This is a genomic window from Nocardioides massiliensis, from assembly GCF_030811215.1.
Taxonomy (GTDB): domain Bacteria; phylum Actinomycetota; class Actinomycetes; order Propionibacteriales; family Nocardioidaceae; genus Nocardioides_A; species Nocardioides_A massiliensis.
On sequence record NZ_JAUSQM010000001.1, the window covers coordinates 692,010 to 706,152 of the forward strand.

Sequence of the window (14,143 nt, forward strand, 5' to 3'; positions counted from 1 at the left end):
TTATGCGCCGCTCGGCCAGGCCTCGGCGATCGCGCGGTAGCTGGCGATCCGGCGCTCGCGGTCCAGGCTGGGCGTCACCACGACGATCTCGTCGGCCTCCGCCTGCTCCTTGAGGTCCGCCAGGCGCGCGACGACCTCCTTGGCCGGACCGGTCGCGGCGCGCGGGTCCTGCGGCCGGCGGTGCCGGAGGAACTCCGCGGATCGGGCGAAGGCGGTGACCTCCTCCGGGCGCAACGGCGTACGGCGGTTGCGGCTGAGGTTGCGCATCGTCAACGCCCAGGCGGCCTCGAACTCCAGCACGGCGTCCTCGTCGTCGGAGGCGAAGGCCAGCACCGACATCGCCGACCAGGGGCGGGCGTCGGGGGTCGCGGGCGCGAAGTCGCGGCGGTAGTGGCGCAGCAGGTCGACGGCCAGGTCGGGGCTCTGGTGGTGGGCGAAGACCGCAGCCAGACCGTTGACCGCGGCGAACTGCGGTCCGTAGGGGCTCGAGCCGAGCATGAAGACCTCCGGGCGGTCCTCGACCACCGGAGCGGCCACCAGCTGGCGGTAGGGGTGACCGTCGGGGAACGCGGGTCCGGCGCCGAGGAAGGCCAGGAGCTCGGCGACCTGGCCCGGGAACTCCCTCGCGACGTCGGTCTGGGCGCCGCGGCGCAGCACGTGGGCGGTGAGCGGGTCGGTGCCGGGCGCGCGACCGAGGCCGAGGTCGATGCGGCCCGGATACATCGCCAACAGGGTGCGGAAGACCTCCGCCACCTTGAAGGGGGCGTGGTTGGGCAGCATGATCCCGGCGGCGCCGACCCGGATGCGGTCGGTCTTCGCGCCGAGGTGGGCGAGCAGGATCTCGGGGGCGCTGCAGGCGAGGTTCTCCATGTTGTGGTGCTCGGAGACCCAGTAGCGCCGGTAGCCGGCGTCCTCGACGGCCCGGGCGATCTCGACCGCCCCGGCGATCGCCTCGCTCGCCGGCTCGCCGTGCTCGATCCCGACGAAGTCGAGGACGGACAGCGGCAGGTCAGCGGTGGCGGCCATGACGGGACAGCGCCCCGGCGAGCGCCGATATTCCGACCCGGGTGCTCCGGCTCAGGTGCCGCAGAAGGTCTGGTAGCCCGGGTGGCCGCCCGGCGCGGGCTCGGCGTACGCCTCGAGACCTGGTCGTTCGACGAAGGGGCTGCGGATGACGTCGACCAGCTGCTCGACCGGTCCGAGGTCACCGGCGGTGGCGGCTGCCAACGCTTCCTCGACGCGATGGTTGCGCGGGACGTAGACGGGGTTGACCGCGTCCATCGCGTCGGCGTCGGGACCGAGCGCCCGCCACCGCGCGAGCCAGGCATCGATGCCGGCGAGGTCGAGCACCATTCCCCGGACCGGCTCGGCGTCGCCCCGCGCGGCCGACGCCAGGTGCCGGAAGAACGAGGTGAAGTCGAGTCCGTTGTCCTTCAGCAGCGGCAGCAGGTCGTCGACGAGCGGGTGTGCGAGGTCCTGCGGAGCGTCGGCCGGGATGCCGAGCTTCTCGCGCATGCCGGCGACCCAGGCGGCGGCGTACTGGGTGCGGAAGCCCTGCAGTACCTCGACGGCGGTCTCGACCGCCTTGTCCTGGTCGTCGTCGATGAGCGGAAGCAGGGTCTCGGCGAAGCGGGAGAGGTTCCACTCCGCCACGGGCGGCTGGTTGCCGTAGGCGTAGCGCCCGCCGTGGTCGATCGAGCTGAAGACCGTGGCGGGGTCGAAGGCGTCCATGAACGCGCACGGCCCGTAGTCGATCGACTCCCCCGAGATCGTCATGTTGTCGGTGTTCATCACCCCGTGGACGAACCCGACCAGCATCCAGCGCGCGACCAACGCCGCCTGAACGGTGACGACGCCCTCCAGCAGACCGACTGCCGGGTTGGCTGCCTCACGGGCGCGTGGGTGGTGCCGCTCGATGGCGTGGTCGACCAGGCGTTCCAACAGCTCCCGCTCGCCGTTGGCGGCGACGTACTGGAAGGTGCCGACCCGCAGGTGACTGCGTGCGACCCGGGCGAGCACGGCGCCGGGGAGCATGGCCTCGCGCTGCACGTCGCGGCCGGTCGCGACGACGGCCAGGGACCCGGTCGTCGGGATCCCCAGGGCGTGCATCGCCTCGCTGATGACGTACTCGCGCAGCATCGGGCCGACCGCTGCGAGCCCGTCGCCGCCGCGGGAGAACGGCGTACGCCCCGATCCCTTCAGGTGCAGGTCGCGCCACGAGCCGTCGGGGTGGGTCAGCTCACCGAGCAGGAGGGCGCGACCGTCGCCGAGGCGTGGTGCGTACCCGCCGAACTGGTGGCCGGAATAGACCTGGGCGACGGGATGCGCGTCCGGGGGCGGCGCGACCCCGGTCAGCAGCCCGACCCCCTCCGGGGTCCGCAGCGCGTCGGCGTCGAGGCCGAGCTCCGCGGCCAGTGGCTCGTTGAGCACGAGCAACCGCGGCTCGGGCGTCGCCTCCGCCTGCCACGGAGCCGTGAGCTCGGGCAGGGCGGAGGCGAAGTGGGCCGAGAGGTGGGGAAGCACGCTTTCAGCCTAGGTCGCGGACCTGAGGGGATCGCGCGTCCACCGACTCACCAAGGGCTGGTGCGGGCGAGCTGCAGCGCGCGCTGCATCTGGAAGGGGTCGTTCTGCATGTAGAGCCACGGGCGACCGAACCAGAGATAGGCGTCGGTGTGCTTGCGTGCCTTGACCCGGACGTCGCGCGGCAGGCGCCACTTGGCGTGCGCGACCGCCGTGGTCGGCGGGATGCCGAGCGTCACGCAGTGCTTGGCGCGCTTGGTGCGGCACACGTTGGCGTGGTCCTCGTGCGGTCCGCGCGCGTTGCCGAAGTCGAAGCCCTTGCCGTTGGAGGAGGTGTTCACCACGAACTTCTTGTTGCGGATCCCCATCCGGTTCAGCGCCTTGACGACCTTCGTCCCGTGGCGGACGTCCCACGCCGTGGGCGCGTAGTGCGTGGCGTTGAGGGCGAACCCGCGCACGTGCTTGACGCCTGCACGCTTGAGGATGTTGGCCGCCAGGCGGGGCTGGTTCTTCGGCCAGTCGGAGGCGCCGACGTCGATGTAGACGGCCGCGTTGGGCCGCTTCGACAACTCCTTCGCCGCGTAGGTCACCAGGTGGTAGGGGACCCGCGGACGCGGGCTACACAGCACGAACGGCAGGTCGGGCTGGAGGATGATGGCCGTGGGGGTGTTGCCGACGCCGCGGGCGAAGCCCCGGATCCAGCGCTTGTAGTACTGCTGCTCCGCCTTGTTGGGCGCACGGTTGCAGGCCTCGGTGTACCACGGCTGGAGCGCGAAGGCCGTCATCTGCACCAGGACCGACGGGTCACCTTCCTGGGCGTTCTCGATGTGGCGACGGACCGAGGCGGCGATCTGATTGGGACGGATCCATGCGCCGAACCACTTGGTCCGAGGACGCAGCGCGATCTTGCCCAACAGCGTGCGCTGCTGCCCTCGCGTCTTCGTGAACGGCTCCCACACCTGGTCCTGCGGGCCCATGTAGACACCCATGGTGCGTCCGGCAAGCGGGTTGGTGGGGTTCTGCTTGTAGGCGCCGAAGACGGGCGTGTGCCAGCGGCCGACCCCGACCTTGCCGGGGTAGCGGGTGCCGACCTGGCGCGGACCGAGCTTCGCCGCCGGTGCGGCGCCGTCGGCGGTGGTGAGGTCGGCGGTGCGGAAGTCGGCGGTGCGGACGGCGGTGGTCTCGGCCGAGTCCGGCGCCGTCGCGCCGGCGGCGACGGCGGTGCCGGGGACGGCGACCGCGAGGCTGCACAGCGCCGCGATCCAGAGAGGTAGGCGGGCAGAGGAGCGGGGCTTCGACATGGTTCTCCCGAGAAGTGTTGAGACAGCAGTTAGTCTACGAGCCGGGCGGGAGAGCCGGGCCCGATGCGGTGATGCCGGGGGGTACCCCAGCCCCTGGCGGCGTACGCGTCCTCGATCGCTCGGGCGACGACGGGGAGCCGGTCGGTCGCCACGAGCGCCACCGTCGACCCGCCGAAGCCCCCACCGGTCATCCGCGCCCCGAGCGCACCCGCCTCCTGGGAGGCATCCACCGCGACGTCGAGCTCGGGACAGCTGACCTGGTAGTCGTCGCGCAGCGAGCGGTGGGAGGCGGCAAGCGCGTCGCCGACCGCCACCCAGTCACGGTCCCGCAGCGCGGCAACCACGTCGCGGACCCGAGCGACCTCGGTGACCGCGTGCCGCGCACGCCGGCGGTTGATCGGGTCGGCGAGCGCGGCGACCGCGTCCGGCGTGGCCGAAGCCAGCAGATCGACTCCGAGGGCGGCGGCCGCTGCCTCCGCCTCCCGGCGCCGCGCGGCGTACGCGCCGTCCGCCAGACGGTGGCGGACACCGGTGTCGGTGACCAGCAGCGCGAGTCCGGCGTCGGCCAGGGCCAGTGGCACTTCCTGGGTGCGGGGCGGGTCGGTGCCGAAGTCGATCAGCAGGGCGGACCCCGGCGCGGCGAGCAGCGCGACGGTCTGGTCCATCCCGCCGGTCGGCGCACCGGCGACGTCGCGCTCCGCGCGCACGCATGCGGCGATCAGGCGGCGGCGTACCGGATCCGTGAGCCCGACCCCGAGCAGGCCTGCCACCGCCACCGCGGTCGCGCACTCGACCGCGGCCGAGCTCGACAGACCCGCGCCCAGCGGGACGTCCCCGTCGACCAGGACGTCGAGACCGGGCACCTCCCAGCCGTCCTCGGCGAGTGCCCACAGCACGCCGCCGACGTACGCCGCCCACCCCTGCAGCGTCCCGGGCCTCAGGTCTCGACTCGTGCCCTGCCAGGTCTGCTCGGCCTGGACGCTGCGCAGCACAACCCGATCGTCGTCCCGGCGGGCAAGGGCCACCGCCGTCCGCAGGTGCAGCGGCACCGGCAGGACCGGCCCGCCGAGGTAGTCCACGTGCTCGCCGATGAGGTTGACGCGACCGGGCGCGTCGGCGACGACCTCCGGTCGGCGCCCGAACGTCGCGACGAACCCATCCTGCGCGCGTCGCGCCGCTACAACCACGAGCCGAGGCTAGTGAGACGTGACCTTGGCCGCACGTCCTCGTTGTCTCCGGCGTGACGACATCGCGCTTCCTGCTCCGCTCCCTGACCGGATTCCTCGCGGCCCTGTTGGTGGTTGCGGGGATGCATCAGCCCGCCGCGGCCAACACCACCACGCAGGACACCTACACCGAGGTGTCCTCCGACGGGTCCGTCCTGAGCGGCCTGACGGCCTACGGCGAGGCGCTGGCAGTGCCGTCGATGGACAGCGGATATCGCCCAGCGACCATCGCGCCCGGCCCCGGCAGCGTCGGGTCCTGCCCGCCGGGCCGGTGCTACGACGTCGCGGTGCCGGTGCCGGACTCGATCAACATCCGGACCTCCGACGGCGGCGCGGGCAACATGTCCCGAGTCATCGTCCCGGCGGGCTACCACGCCCCGGAGAACCGCAACCGCGCCTACCCGGTCGTCTACGTCTACAACGGGGCGAAGAGCCCCTACGTCCGGTGGTCCGAGGCGACCGGCCTGGTCCCGATCGCCAGCGCCACCGACGCCATCTTGGTGATGCCCGAGGGCGGCATGAACGACGAGGCCGGGATGTTCTCGGACTGGAAGGACGGCAGCTTCCAGTGGGAGACCTTCCACACGAAGGTCCTGCCCGCCTTCATCGATCAGCACTTCCGCACCGCCCAGGGGGCCCGCGTCCTGGTGGGCGCCTCGATGGGTGCCCTCGGGGCCCTGAACTACGCCGCCCGCCACAAGGGCTTCGCTCAGTCGGTCCTGAGCATCTCCGGCTCGGTCGACAACTCCGACATGATCCTCAACGGCCTGCCGCCGGTGCTGTCTCCTTTGGGTGAGCTCCTGGGTGCGAGCAAGCCGGACCTCAACCGGGTCTGGGGCAGCCCGATCTTGGACCACGGCACCTGGCGGGCGCACAACCCGACCGCGCAGGCGCGCAAGTTCAAGGAGAACAACGTCGCGCTCTTCATCGCCACTGGCACGGGCTACCTCGACCAGAACAGCCCTGAGACCGGCGCACTGGTGCACAGCCCTTGGACCGAGCAGCTGCTCTGGAACGGCCACCGGAAGTTCCTCGCCTCGCTCAACCTCGCAGGCGTCCCCTACGAGGCGCGCATCCGCCAGGGTGGCGGCCACCACTGGAACTACTTCGACGAGCCCCTCCGCTGGGGGCTGCCCAAGTCGGTGAGCGCCGCCATCGCCCGCGCTCCGCAGCCGCTGAAGCTCGCCGACGCCCGCAGCATGAACTCGACGATCGCGGTCCCGCCGAAGCCCGCGGCACCCCCGGCCCCTTCCAACAGCTTCGCCGTCGCACACAAGGCCAAGGCATTCCCGAAGAAGGGCGCGCTGAGCGTCGCCGTCCGGGTTCCGGGTCCGGGCGTCGTCCAGGTGGCGCGAGCGCAGAAGAAGTTCCCGGTGCGCACCAACCGGGTGTCGGTGTCGAAGCGAGGCGTGCGCCGCGTGGCCATCCGCCTGACCCCGCAGGGGATCAAGCAGCTGCAGAACCGCTACGTCCGCGCCCAGCGCAACGGCAAGAAGGTCGCCAAGATGCCGGTGCGGGTCAAGATCCGCTACACGCCCGCGGGTGGTCAGCCGCGCACCGTGACGCGACGCTACGTCGTGCGGCTTCGCTGACCTGCTCGTGTCGAGGAACCCCCGTGGACCGCTGGTCCACGGGGGTTCGTCGTCGTCAGGACGCCTCAGCTGCGCGTGGCAGCGCGTCCCGTGAGCCGGCCCAACGGTCCTGTCCGCCCTGGCGCCACCCGCGCCAGGATGTCGACGGCGCGCGCATCCGGACCAGCCACGACCCGGGCCTGGTCCTTCTCGATGCCGCGGACGATGCGCCGGGCCAGACCCGCCGGCGAGCGCATCGCGAGCGGGGCGAACTTCGAGCGACCCAGCTCGGCCAGGAGTGCTGCACTGCTGCCGCGGGCGGTCTCGGTGATCCCGGTGCGATGCGCGCCGGGGAAGACGGTCGTGACGCCGACCTGGGTGGTGCCCAGCTCCCCGCGCAGGGACTCCGAGAACGAGCGGACGGCGCCCTTGGTCAGCGCGTACGCCGCGTTGTGCGGCAGCCCGAGCAGGCCGACCATGCTGGAGACGTTGACGATGTGCGCCTCGTCCTGCTGACGCAGGAGCGGGAGGAACGCGTGGCAACCGTGCACCACGCCCCACAGGTTGACCCCGACGATCCAGCGCAGGTCCTCGAGGGACTCGTCCTCGAAGGCTCCGGCCGAAGTGACACCGGCGTTGTTGACCAGGATGTGGCAGGCGCCGTGCTCCTGGACGACCTCCTCGGCCAGCGCCAGCATCCGGTCGGCGTCACGGACGTCGGCCACGTGGGTCGAGGCGCGGGTGCCGGCGCGACGTACGAGGTCAGCAGTCTCCTCGATGCCTTCGGGCCGGACGTCGACGAGCGCCACGTGCGCGCCGCGCTCCGCCAGCTGGCGGGCGACCTCCCGGCCGATTCCACTGCCAGCTCCCGTCACCACGGCAACGCGTCCACTGATCCTGCGCACGATGTCTCCTCGTCGGCTCGTCGGCGCCGTGAGGTCGGCGCCGCGCGACGAAACTGTAACGCGTTCTAGTAGGTGTTCGGCCCCCCGTCCGCCTCGTCGTTGCGCTCGTCGAACTCGCTGCGCGGGGGCACGTGGGCGAGGGCGACCTTGACCAGAGCCACCCGGGCGAGCACCTCCGCCGCGCGCCGCACCTTGCCGGTCCCGACGCCCTCGGAACCGACCTGCTCGACAACCTCTTTGATCTGCGCGTCGGACACCTGGGGGCGCTCGCCGATCGCAACCGGCACGTCGGGCAGCGCGGCGAGCACGGGCAGCACCTGGTCGCCGATACCCTGCAGCAGCTGGTAGCGGCGGTAGCGGTCCATCTCCCGCCAGACCTGCTCGGGGTCGGCCTTCCGCTTGAACAGGCCAGGCCGGCTCGCGGCCACCGACTTCGCGGCGCCGTGGAGCGCCTCGGTCAGCTCGTGCTCGGTCAGTCGCATGGCCCCAGCATCCCCCAGCCGTGACCGCGGCTCGCAGGGTGTGGCCAGGGCGTGTCGGGAAACCGTGGCCGTTGCGAGCGTCGTCCAGCGCGTGCGCCGGCAAGGCGCCCGAGCGAAGGCGGGCGTTAGCCCGTCGAGTGAGTGGCAACGCCGCCGGCGTGCGTGATGGGCGGCGCGCAGCAGGCCCAAAGGTTCTCCGACATGCCCTAGATTCGAGCCATGAGCGACGCCGTACGTCTCGTGGGGATCTCCGAGGAGCCGCTGTCGGTGGCGGACGTGCTGGCGAGCCTGGAGGACCCGACTGCCGGCGGGCTGGTGCTCTTCGTCGGACGCGTCCGCGACCACGACGGCGGGCAGGGGGTCGACGCGCTGTCCTACTCGGCCCACCCGTCCGCGCTCGACCGGCTGCGCGACGTGTGCGAACGCGTGGCAACGGAGTACGACGTCACCGGGCTCGCGGCCATCCATCGGGTCGGCGACCTGGCGATCGGTGACCTCGCGGTGGTGGTGGCCACCACCTCGGCGCACCGCGAGTCCTCGTTCGCCGCCAGCCGGGCGTTGATCGACACGCTCAAGGCGGAGGTACCGATCTGGAAGCACCAGCGCTTCAGCGACGGCACCGACGAGTGGGTCGGCTCCCCGTGAGCGAGCCGCAGTCGCCTGTGGCCCGGCTCGAGCAGGAGCGTGCGACCGTGACCCGCCGGTTGCGCGAGCTCACGGCCGACTTCGACGCCGTCGTGGCCGCCTCGCGCGACAGCAACGCCGACGACGAGCACGACCCCGAGGGCGCCACGATCGCCTTCGAGCGCTCGCAGACGGGCGCATTGATCAAGCAGGCGCGCGGCACCCTGGCGGAGATCGACGCCGCGCTCGATCGGGTCGGCTCTGGCGCCTACGGCACCTGCGAGTCGTGCGGTGGGCCCATCGGTGAGGGACGTCTCGAGGCGCGGCCCACCGCGCGCACGTGCATCGGATGCGCGTCGACACCCACCCGCTGATCCTCAGGAGTGCCCGCGAAAAGCACCCAGCCCGACCCCTACGGGGGTCGGGCTGGGAGGCGGAGCCGCCTGTCGGAATCGAACCGACGACCTTCTCATTACGAGTGAGATGCTCTGCCGACTGAGCTAAGGCGGCGCACGCCGGCGGCGTTCACCGCTGACGACCGAGGAAGGATATCGGACTCCCCCGCCGCGAGGACAATCGGCTCAGGCGACGCGGGCGGCGTCGCGGCGATCGGCCGCGGAACGCTCGACGGGAGCCTCGGACAGGAGAGGCTCGATCATCGTCTGCTCCGCGCCGCACCAGCACTCCAGCTGGTAGGCGAGGCCGTCCTCGTGCTCGCGCACGCTCAGGATCTGGCCGGGGAAGATGAGCATCCGGCGGTCGCACGCGGTGCAGTGGTGAGCAAACATGAGGTGACCTCCCTCGGTTCGAATCGATCAGGCTGACATTTCTATTATCCAAGCTGCAACTGATAGGGGTAGCCTCTCTTCCCTGCGGCTGATCAAGGCTGATCCTTGAGCTTGAAGTAACCTGGGTCACATGCTCTCCCTGCACCAGTTGCGCTGCTTCCTCGTGACCTATGAGCTCGGGTCGCTCACCGCCGCCGCGGAGGAGCTCGGTTATGCCCAGCCCTCGATCTCCGAGCAGATCCGCGCCCTGGAGAAGAGCCTCGACGCCCAGCTGTTCCAGCGAGTCGGGCGCGGCGTCACGCCGACGGCGGTCGCGGACGCGCTGCGACCGCACGCCGAGCGGACCCTCGCCGCCGCCGAGGACGCCCGGCAGGCCGTGCGCAGCGTGAGCTCGCTGGAGACCGGCACCATCCGGTTCGGCATGTTCGGCACCGCGCGGCTGTATGCCGGTGCAGGCCTGGTCGCCGACGTACTGGCTCGCCATCCCGGCGTACGCGTGGAGCTGGTCGGTCAGAACTCCACCGACGTGGAGGAGGAGATCAGGCGCGGACGGATCGAAGCGGCGATGATCGCGATCGCGTCGGTGCAGAGCGAGGGCATGGAGGTCACGCCGGTCTGTCACGACGAGCTGGTCTACGTCTCCGCCGACCCCGAGCGCACCGCATCACCGGTCACGCCCCAGCGGCTGGCGCGCGCCTCACTGGTGATGTCCGAGACCACCTGGCGCGCGACCGACTCCACCCGGACCATCCTGCGGCAGATGCTGCACGAGACCGGTCTCAACCCGGTGACCCGGATCGAGGTCGAGGACGTCGAGACCGCGGTCGAGCTGGTCGGCATGGGCCTTGCGGACTCGGTGATCCCCAAGGGTGCTGCCATGCAGCTGCTGCCGCGACTCGCGCCGCAGGCGGGCTGGACCTCCCTGCGACCCCGCCAGTTCGACTCGCTCGCGATCGTCCACCGCGCGGGAGCGGCTCTCTCACCGGCCACGCGGCTGATGATCGAGCTCGCGACGGCCCGCATCCGGACGGTCATCGACGAGGCCGACATCGCGATGCCGCGCCGCAAGCAGCGCCGCTGACAGTCGGGGCAGTCGGGGCAGTCGGGGCAGTCGGGCCAGCCCGGTCAGCAGTCCAGCGGACCCTCGGGCACGACGCCCTCGACGAGGTAGCCCTCGATCGCACCGTCGACGCAGGCGTTGCCCTTGCCGTACGCCGTGTGCCCGTCGCCGTCGCGGCGGATCAGCACCGCCGAGCTGAGCTGGGAGGCGAGCGACTCGGCCCATTCCATCGGGGTCGCGGGGTCGCGGGTGGTGCCGGTGACCAGCAGCGGGGCGGCGCCCTCGGCCGTGAACGGCCCGGACGGCCCGTCGCCGCGCACCGGCCAGTCCTCACACCCGGCCATGCCGGCGGCGAAGATGCGACCGAACGTGGGCGAGACCTCCTCGAAGGCGGCGTACTCCTGCTCGACCTCCTCGAACGGCACGAACGACCCGTCGTCGAGGCAGTTGATCGCCCCGATCGCCTCCATGAGGTTGCTCAGGTAGCCCTCGGGGCCCCGCATCGCGTAGGAGTCGGCGAGCGCCAGCAGCAGCTCACCGTCGCCGCTCTGCAGGCTGCGCAGGGCGAGGTTGAGGTAGGTCCAGTAGCCCTGGTTGTAGAGCGGAGCGATCAGGCCGTAGAAGCCGTTGCCGAAGCCGAGCTCACGGTCCCCGACAGCCAGCGGCTCCTCGTCGAGACCCTCCATCAGGTCCACGATCGTCGCGACCCCCTCGTCGACGGAGTCGCCGAGGAAGCAGTTGCCGGAGCTGACGCAGTTGTCGACGTAGGCCCGCAGGGCGGTCTCGAACCCCTTGGCCTGCGCCAGGCTCGTCTCGCGTACGCCGGCCGTCGGGTCGGTGGCGCCGTCGAGCACCATGCGGCCGACCCGCTCGGGGAACAGGTCGGCGTACTGCGCACCGAGGTGCGTGCCGTAGGAGGCGCCGTACCAGGTCAGCTGGTCCTCCCCCAGCGCCGCGCGCAGGATGTCGACGTCGCGCGCCGCCTCCTCGGTGGAGACATGGCGCAGCAGCTGCGGGTCGTTGGCGAGGCAGCCCTCGGCGAACTCCTTGGCCAGGCGCTCGGCCTCCTGCTGCTCCTCGGGGCTGTCGGGCAGCGGGTCGAGGGCGATGTAGGCGTCCAGCGTCTCGTCGTCGACGCAGTCGATCGGAGCACTCTGCCCGACACCACGCGGGTCGAACCCGACAACGTCGTACGCCCGCAGCACCTCGTCGCCGAGGATCGCGCTCGACAGCACCGCGAACTCCACGCCGCTCGCACCGGGGCCACCCGGGTTGACCACCAGGGAGCCGATCCGGTCGTCCGGCTCGACCGCTGCGACCTTCAGGACGGCGATCTCGATGGTGCGGCCCTTCGGCTTCGCGTAGTCGAGCGGCACCTCGTAGGTCGCGCACTCGTGCTCCCCGCACGCCTCCCACGCCAGCTCCTGGTCGTAGAACTCGGCCAGCGCAGGGGGCGTGGGCAGACCGGGCACGGGCTCGAGCGCCACCGGGTCGAGGGTGTAGCTCGGTGCGTCGTCGGAGCTCCCCCGCGCGGACAACAGCGCGGGCACGATGGTCGCGCCGACCAACCCCACCACCACGAGCACGGCAAGGGCGGCGACAATCCAACGACGGTGCTTGATCACCCGGTCAGCCTAGGCACCACCCCGTGACCGCCTCCCCCTGCCTCCACAGGGCCTGGTACGTCCCACCCGCCCCGCTGGCCTCACAATTCGCCACATCTGTGGCGACTTCGGCGCTTCCGCGCGATGTCAAGCTGCGTGGAGTCGTTCCAGTTCGGTTTGCGGTTCTTCTGCCTTCGGGAGGTTGATACCCACGACCTCCGATGGCGCGGGTGTGCGGGGTTGCCGCCGGAATCGTTCGGGGTGCTTCTCGTAATACGCCTGTTGGGTCTGCTCGCGTCGTGCCCAGGCGTGCCGCCAGGTGCCGTCGTGGACCTCATCCGGGGAGAACAATGCGATCCCGGAGTGCTTGTGGTTCTGGTTGTACCAGGGCACGTACCAGTCGACGTAGGCGCGCGCCTCGTCGATCGTCGCGAAGACGCCGGGGTAGTTCGGCCGGTACTTCATGGTGCGGAACTCCGACTCGGAGAACGGGTTGTCGTTGCTCACGCGCGGCCGATTGTGGGTCTGCGCGACCCCGAGGTTGTGGAGAAGGTCCTTCAATACCCCGGAGCGCATTGCAGGCCCGGAGTCGGCGTGCACCGCGTCGGGGATCCCGTGCTGGCCGAACGCGTCTTCGAACATCTCGACGGCGAGGTCGTCGACCTCGCGTTCCTCGACGCGGCAGCCGACGAGCTTGCGGGAGAAGATGTCGATGATCGAGTACGCCTTGAATGCGACACCGCGCCACGGGGTGCGCAGGTCGGTGATGTCCCACGACCACACCTGCCCAGGGCCAGTCGCTTCCAGCACCGGCGCCTCCCGTGCCGTCCGGCTGCTGCTGCCGCGCCGGGTAGGCGCGACCGGGCGGGCGGACTGATCCTCGATGTCCGCTGCGATCCGCCACCACGAGCGGCGGGAGGCGAGCATCACCCCGTCATCCCACGCGGACGCGAACGAGTGATCCACCGAGTGTCCCGCCGTCCAGCCGGCCATGATCCGGCGCGCGATCTGGGCGCGGTCGGCCTCACTGACCCGAGACGGGCACGCCCGGTCTTTGTGCGGTATCGGTTCGGCGACCTGCTCTCGCGGTTTCGACCGGTAATGCCACGTCGATCGAGCGACCCCTGCAAGTTCGAGCGCCTGCCGCTGCGACCCCATGATCGCCGTCAGCTGTCCGACGAGGTCGTTCTCGGCGTCGAGGAATCGGACGGATCGGTCGTCGGCCGGTTCACGGCGGGCTCTTGCTCGCTCATCTGATGCAAGAGCCCGATAGCTTTTCCCAGCGCCTCGTTCGTCTGCTCCAGTTCACACACTCGCGCGTTCAGCCGCGCGAGCTCTGCTTCCTGCGCTGCGCGCTCCCGGGCTCTCTGCTTCTCGATGCCGGTGCGCTTCTCCGGAGGGACGGTCACAAGGCCACCATCTCGCGGGATCAGCCCACGATCGAGATCCCCGTCGAACACCGCTGACCTCCATCGTCGGAGGCGGTCATAGGAAACTCGCTGACTCTTGAGCCAGATCGCCTTCTGCCCATGCGGCTGGATCTCGTACTGATGCACGAACTCACGGATCTGCTCCGTCGTGAACCCCGCACTGATCGACATAGCCGCCAACTCCCTCGCTGATCGTGAATGACTCACGACCAGCCTGGCGAAGAGGGTTCCGACGTGAAATGGAGGGGTCAGGCGTCGAGAACCTGTCGGAAGTCCCGCCACTCTCGGCCCCGGAGCGCTCATGGCCATCACACTCAACCCGTACGTCCACCTCGCTGGCGCCGCACGACCCGCCCCCGAGCAGTACGCCGCGCTCTTCGGCGGCTCCCCGCAGATCATGACCTACGGCGACGCCGGCGAGGAGGGCGAGCACGCCGGCCTGGTCATGCACGGCTTCCTCCGCACCCACGACGGGATGCAGCTGATGGTGTCCGACCGGCTCCCCGGCGAGACCGTCGCCAGCGGCGACGGCGAGGTGCACGTCCCGCTCGAGCAGCAGATGTGGGGCGACGTCTTCGGGCAGTGCCGCGACCGGTTCGGCGTCGTCTGGCTGATCAACATCGGCCAGTGAC

The 14,143-nt window shown here is 70.9% G+C and carries 15 protein-coding genes and 1 tRNA gene; 5 read left to right on the forward strand and 11 right to left on the reverse strand.

Annotated elements, in window-relative coordinates; genetic code table 11:
* From J2S59_RS03535 to galK, 4 genes are read right to left on the reverse strand one after another with little or no spacing between them, the layout of a single operon-like run.
* Complete coding sequence (locus tag J2S59_RS03535) at window positions 1-1,026, reverse strand: LLM class flavin-dependent oxidoreductase (protein WP_068124520.1); 1,026 nt, start codon at window positions 1,024-1,026, stop codon at window positions 1-3.
* 51 nt (window positions 1,027-1,077) lie between these two features.
* Window positions 1,078-2,523, reverse strand: a complete 1,446-nt coding sequence (locus J2S59_RS03540; RefSeq protein WP_306824815.1) for a protein adenylyltransferase SelO — start codon at window positions 2,521-2,523, stop codon at window positions 1,078-1,080.
* Between the two features lie 47 nt (window positions 2,524-2,570).
* The gene (locus tag J2S59_RS03545; protein WP_068118059.1) at window positions 2,571-3,821 is read right to left on the reverse strand and encodes a glycoside hydrolase family 6 protein; all 1,251 of its coding nucleotides are present in this window, start codon (window positions 3,819-3,821) and stop codon (window positions 2,571-2,573) included.
* Between the two features lie 29 nt (window positions 3,822-3,850).
* Complete coding sequence (gene galK, locus J2S59_RS03550) at window positions 3,851-5,008, reverse strand: galactokinase (protein ID WP_068118062.1); 1,158 nt, start codon at window positions 5,006-5,008, stop codon at window positions 3,851-3,853.
* 53 nt (window positions 5,009-5,061) lie between these two features.
* On the opposite strand from galK, the gene J2S59_RS03555 reads away from it, so the two are divergent.
* The gene (locus J2S59_RS03555) at window positions 5,062-6,639 is read left to right on the forward strand and encodes an alpha/beta hydrolase (protein ID WP_306824816.1); all 1,578 of its coding nucleotides are present in this window, start codon (window positions 5,062-5,064) and stop codon (window positions 6,637-6,639) included.
* Between the two features lie 65 nt (window positions 6,640-6,704).
* On the opposite strand, the gene J2S59_RS03560 is transcribed toward J2S59_RS03555, so the two are convergent.
* Both J2S59_RS03560 and J2S59_RS03565 read right to left on the reverse strand, forming a co-directional pair.
* A complete protein-coding gene (locus J2S59_RS03560; protein WP_181642569.1) occupies window positions 6,705-7,523 on the reverse strand; it encodes an SDR family NAD(P)-dependent oxidoreductase in 819 nt (272 codons plus the stop codon).
* A gap of 65 nt (window positions 7,524-7,588) precedes the next feature.
* The gene (locus J2S59_RS03565) at window positions 7,589-8,005 is read right to left on the reverse strand and encodes a hypothetical protein (RefSeq protein ID WP_306824817.1); all 417 of its coding nucleotides are present in this window, start codon (window positions 8,003-8,005) and stop codon (window positions 7,589-7,591) included.
* A 219-nt stretch (window positions 8,006-8,224) separates the two neighbouring features.
* Here J2S59_RS03565 and J2S59_RS03570 point away from each other — a divergent pair, with 219 nt between their 5' ends.
* Window positions 8,225-8,650 carry a molybdenum cofactor biosynthesis protein MoaE gene (locus tag J2S59_RS03570; RefSeq protein WP_068121157.1) on the forward strand — a complete coding sequence of 142 codons (426 nt, stop codon included), beginning with the start codon at window positions 8,225-8,227 and terminating at the stop codon, window positions 8,648-8,650.
* Window positions 8,647-9,003 carry a TraR/DksA family transcriptional regulator gene (locus J2S59_RS03575; RefSeq protein ID WP_068121155.1) on the forward strand — a complete coding sequence of 119 codons (357 nt, stop codon included), beginning with the start codon at window positions 8,647-8,649 and terminating at the stop codon, window positions 9,001-9,003. The genes J2S59_RS03570 and J2S59_RS03575 overlap by 4 nt, the downstream gene beginning before the upstream one ends.
* A gap of 63 nt (window positions 9,004-9,066) precedes the next feature.
* Here the strand turns inward: J2S59_RS03575 and J2S59_RS03580 are convergent.
* Window positions 9,067-9,139 (reverse strand) — tRNA-Thr (locus J2S59_RS03580).
* Between the two features lie 71 nt (window positions 9,140-9,210).
* Complete coding sequence (locus tag J2S59_RS03585) at window positions 9,211-9,417, reverse strand: hypothetical protein (protein ID WP_181642008.1); 207 nt, start codon at window positions 9,415-9,417, stop codon at window positions 9,211-9,213.
* A 130-nt stretch (window positions 9,418-9,547) separates the two neighbouring features.
* Between J2S59_RS03585 and J2S59_RS03590 the strand changes: the two genes are divergently transcribed.
* Entirely contained in the window at window positions 9,548-10,498 is a 951-nt protein-coding gene (locus J2S59_RS03590) for a LysR family transcriptional regulator (protein ID WP_306824818.1), read from the forward strand.
* Between the two features lie 44 nt (window positions 10,499-10,542).
* Here the strand turns inward: J2S59_RS03590 and J2S59_RS03595 are convergent, their stop codons facing one another.
* The 3 genes from J2S59_RS03595 to J2S59_RS03605 all read right to left on the reverse strand — a co-directional run bounded on the left by J2S59_RS03595 (window position 10,543) and on the right by J2S59_RS03605 (window position 13,682).
* Window positions 10,543-12,102, reverse strand: a complete 1,560-nt coding sequence (locus J2S59_RS03595; RefSeq protein WP_246360099.1) for an alpha/beta hydrolase — start codon at window positions 12,100-12,102, stop codon at window positions 10,543-10,545.
* Between the two features lie 126 nt (window positions 12,103-12,228).
* Window positions 12,229-13,047, reverse strand: coding sequence for a DDE-type integrase/transposase/recombinase (locus tag J2S59_RS03600; protein WP_306824765.1), 819 nt, complete (start codon window positions 13,045-13,047; stop codon window positions 12,229-12,231).
* 200 nt (window positions 13,048-13,247) lie between these two features.
* Window positions 13,248-13,682: a hypothetical protein gene (locus tag J2S59_RS03605; RefSeq protein ID WP_068124549.1), complete on the reverse strand. Its 435-nt coding sequence runs from the start codon at window positions 13,680-13,682 to the stop codon at window positions 13,248-13,250.
* A 130-nt stretch (window positions 13,683-13,812) separates the two neighbouring features.
* Between J2S59_RS03605 and J2S59_RS03610 the strand changes: the two genes are divergently transcribed.
* Window positions 13,813-14,142 carry a VOC family protein gene (locus J2S59_RS03610; protein ID WP_068119329.1) on the forward strand — a complete coding sequence of 110 codons (330 nt, stop codon included), beginning with the start codon at window positions 13,813-13,815 and terminating at the stop codon, window positions 14,140-14,142.
* The last annotated feature ends 1 nt before the right edge of the window (window position 14,143 follow it).

What these genes read in the sequence shown, in the direction of transcription:
- J2S59_RS03535 (WP_068124520.1), bottom strand. Translation starts at nt 1,026, where the DNA reads ATGGCCGCCACCGCTGACCTGCCGCTGTCCGTCCTCGACTTCGTCGGG.
- J2S59_RS03545 (WP_068118059.1), bottom strand. Translation starts at nt 3,821, where the DNA reads ATGTCGAAGCCCCGCTCCTCTGCCCGCCTACCTCTCTGGATCGCGGCG.
- J2S59_RS03565 (WP_306824817.1), bottom strand. Translation starts at nt 8,005, where the DNA reads ATGCGACTGACCGAGCACGAGCTGACCGAGGCGCTCCACGGCGCCGCG.
- J2S59_RS03570 (WP_068121157.1), top strand. Translation starts at nt 8,225, where the DNA reads ATGAGCGACGCCGTACGTCTCGTGGGGATCTCCGAGGAGCCGCTGTCG.
- J2S59_RS03585 (WP_181642008.1), bottom strand. Translation starts at nt 9,417, where the DNA reads ATGTTTGCTCACCACTGCACCGCGTGCGACCGCCGGATGCTCATCTTC.
- J2S59_RS03590 (WP_306824818.1), top strand. Translation starts at nt 9,548, where the DNA reads ATGCTCTCCCTGCACCAGTTGCGCTGCTTCCTCGTGACCTATGAGCTC.
- J2S59_RS03605 (WP_068124549.1), bottom strand. Translation starts at nt 13,682, where the DNA reads ATGTCGATCAGTGCGGGGTTCACGACGGAGCAGATCCGTGAGTTCGTG.
- J2S59_RS03610 (WP_068119329.1), top strand. Translation starts at nt 13,813, where the DNA reads ATGGCCATCACACTCAACCCGTACGTCCACCTCGCTGGCGCCGCACGA.